Below are 3,126 nucleotides of genomic sequence, written 5' to 3' on the forward strand. Positions count from 1 at the left end.
TTTCTCTAATTCATCAATTGATTGAAATTTTTCTCCATGAAAGCATTCCGATTTTAATATTCCAAAGAAGCTTTCTATTACAGCATTATCTAAGCAATTTCCTTTACGAGACATACTTTGAATTAAACCATGTTGCTTTAATTGCTGTTGGTAATGAGCCATTTGATATTGCCATCCTTGATCTGAATGGAGAATTGGTTTCTCATGTCGCTTAAGTTTAGCTAAGGCATGAATGAGCATATCTTTCACTAACTCATAATTGAGTTTACGTTGGATCCGGAAAGTAATAATTTCCCCATTAAACAAATCTATAATTGGTGATAGATAAAGTTTTTCACCGTTAACATTAAATTCCGTCACATCAGTTGCCCATTTCTGGTTGGGATGGTTCGCTTTAAATTGCCGTTGCATAATGTTATCAGCCACCGTCCCGACACAACCACTTTTATATGAGCGATATTTCAATGCTCTGATACGTGATTTAAGTCCCATGGTTTTCATAAGGCGATATACACATTTATGGTTGATTATTATTCCTGTACTTTTCAGGGCAAGAGTAATTCTACGATAGCCATAGCATCCCTTATGCTTGTGATATATGGACTTAATCTGCTGTTTTAACTCAGTATATTTGTCATTAGAGCGTACAGCTTTCATGTGATAGAAATAAGTACTACGAGCAATCTTTGCAATACTGAGTAAGAGTTTTAATGGATAAATTTGCCTTAATTCTGAAATAACCTGAACAGTGTCTGCAGTACAAAGTGTATTTAAGTACGTTGCTTCAGTTTTAAGGCTTTTAGCTTTTTTAAAAAGGCAACCTCTGCTCGTAAAGCAGTCACTTCATCAATGAGCTCCTGTTGAGATTTATCTTTGTCTTCTTTTATAGGTTTAGTTATTTTGGTTTTATGTTGTTTAACCATATTGGTATAAATCCTCGTAGTATTAAACCCGGCAATCCCTTCTTTATGATACTGAGCGAGCCACCTTCTTAAAATTGACGTCCCGCTCAGATTTAACCGTCTTCTAACTTCTCTTACCGGTATCTTATCAAGAAGCATTTGTACAGCCTTGATTTTAAATTCGGAAGAGTAGTAGGTTTTTTTAGTTTTAACATTCAGGCCATCTTCACCTTGTGCCTTATAGTTTTCAATCCATAAGCGGATGGTTTGGAGATCAACATTAAATTCTTGTGAAAGGATTTTATATCCTTTACTTCCATCTAAATAAGCTTGAATGACTTTTAATTTTAACTCTTTTGAATGCTTCGGAATTGGCATAGGGCACACCTCATAAGTTTAAAAAGTCTAACTTATGGGGTGCAGTTCAGAACGGGAGGGGGACACCTTCGGGTGTGCTGGGTTTTTTCGGCCAGTCTGCTAACCCCCTTTCGTTCTGCCACCATAATTTTAATGTCTGGCAGAACTCCCAATAAAAAGGAGTTGGCTTTGCACATCCATTATTTCTTGGCAGCCTATGCCAAAAGCTATAACGACACCACTTAAATCATCTTTAAACAGTTTGATAGCCTTTTGGGTTTTCAGACTTTAAGTCATTACGGCTCAAAAATTTGTATCAACAATAAAACTTGAGATGTGCCAAGCACAGTCTTTACGGCTTTGCTGTGCCTTTTTTCTCCCAAAAAAGTATCTCATTTAGAAACAACAAGAATTTATAACGGTAAAACTATGTCACCTTTAGTACTTTCTACACGTGCTTTAAAAGTTGTAAATAAGGGAATTGATTTATTTCATCATCACGGATTCCATCTCGTCGGTGTAGATAGAATTGTGAAAGAGTCTGAAATTACAAAAATGACTTTTTATCATTATTTTCAGTCTAAAGCGCGGTTTATTGAAATCTGTCTACTAGTACAAAAAGAACGGCTACAAGACAAAGTTGTTGCAATGGTTGAATATGACCACAACACAAGCGTGACAGATAAACTCAACAAACTATATAACTTACATATCGATTTAGAAGGGCCGTACTATCTATTATTTAAAGCCATTTTTGAAACTAAGAATACTTATTCAAACGCTTACCAAATCGCTATTAAATACAGAACTTGGCTGACCAATGAAATTTATAGCCAGCTTAGAATAGTTAACACTGATGCTTCATTTCATGATGCCAAATTGTTTTTATATATGATTGAAGGCGCCATTATTCAGCTTTTAAGTTCAGATAATTCAGATGTAAGAGAAGGAAGAATTGAGCGAGTTTTAATACATTTTAGTCAGACTTAAAGGAGTGTTAAGAAATGTTAAAAATTGTTTCTAATTATAATTTAAAATTTCTAAATTAGACCTCTTGCGAAAGTCGTTATTGCAAGTTCATCCGATTTACCAGTGCAGCGATTAAGTTAATGCGTAAACCGAATCTTTTCCGTCTATTTCGATAGCGTTCACTTAATATTCTAAATGTTTTCAATTGACTATTAATATGTTCGATCACAACTCGTATTTTTCCAATCATTTTATTGTACTTTTTCTCAACATCAAATAAGGGTAAATTCTTCTTTTTCTTTATTGGCATCAATAATTTAAAGCCATCTTGCTCTAATCCGTAGTACCCTAAATCGGTCATAACATATTTACAATGTTTGAATTTTTTAACCGTTCTTCTTGCCAATTTAATGTCATGCTGACTGCCATTCGATATATCTAGCCCTATGATTTGTTTGCTGTTCGGATGATAGATCACTTGTGCTTTTAGCGTATGTTTCTTCTTTTTACCACTGTAGAACTTACTCTGATTTTTTTTTCGGACGTTCTATTGAACATTCTGTCGCATCAATAATGACCCAGTTAAACTGTTCGTCTGCTGTGGTAATGCTTCGTTTTGGCAGAGTAAACCGTCTTGATTTCATCAATGCATCTTCAACCTTTTTAATGGTTCGATTCACATTACTTTCAGCGATATGGTAATTTGCAGCCAACTCCAATTGAGTGCTGTAATTCCGTAAGTAATTGAGTGTTAATAATAATTGATCCTCTATAGCTAAAGTATGAGGACGCCCAGATTTCTTTTTAAGTGATTCTACTTCTTTTAAAACTTCGATCATTTCACTAAAAACTGGTCGAGGTACACCAACCAAGCGCTGGAATTCAGAATCTGAAAAAC

4 protein-coding genes are annotated in these 3,126 nt (G+C 34.8%); 1 reads left to right on the plus strand and 3 read right to left on the minus strand.

All coding sequences use genetic code 11. The annotated features are described in order from the left end of the window. Positions 1 to 738: IS3 family transposase (locus J671_RS26030; RefSeq protein ID WP_228132371.1), on the minus strand; the 738-nt coding region annotated here is incomplete at its 3' end. Positions 739 to 770: 32 nt separating this feature from the next. Beyond that, complete coding sequence (locus tag J671_RS24305) at positions 771 to 1,280, minus strand: helix-turn-helix domain-containing protein (RefSeq protein WP_004886316.1); 510 nt, start codon at positions 1,278 to 1,280, stop codon at positions 771 to 773. Positions 1,281 to 1,688: 408 nt separating this feature from the next. On the opposite strand from J671_RS24305, the gene J671_RS24310 reads away from it, so the two are divergent. Next, entirely contained in the window at positions 1,689 to 2,249 is a 561-nt protein-coding gene (locus tag J671_RS24310; RefSeq protein ID WP_004887894.1) for a TetR/AcrR family transcriptional regulator, read from the plus strand. 76 nt (positions 2,250 to 2,325) lie between these two features. Here J671_RS24310 and J671_RS25700 read toward each other — a convergent pair. Further along, positions 2,326 to 3,126 (minus strand): IS5-like element ISAba27 family transposase gene (locus J671_RS25700; RefSeq protein ID WP_152534347.1). Its coding sequence is split into 2 segments (ribosomal slippage), with 800 coding nucleotides annotated over them: positions 2,326 to 2,766 and positions 2,768 to 3,126; the frame shifts between segments, so codons are not numbered across the junction. This gene is flagged as partial in the annotation.

It is taken from the genome of Acinetobacter sp. 1130196 (assembly GCF_000588095.1).
In the GTDB taxonomy this organism is placed as follows: domain Bacteria; phylum Pseudomonadota; class Gammaproteobacteria; order Pseudomonadales; family Moraxellaceae; genus Acinetobacter; species Acinetobacter nosocomialis.

What these genes read in the sequence shown, in the direction of transcription:
- J671_RS24310 (WP_004887894.1), top strand. Translation starts at nt 1,689, where the DNA reads ATGTCACCTTTAGTACTTTCTACACGTGCTTTAAAAGTTGTAAATAAG.
- J671_RS24305 (WP_004886316.1), bottom strand. Translation starts at nt 1,280, where the DNA reads ATGCCAATTCCGAAGCATTCAAAAGAGTTAAAATTAAAAGTCATTCAA.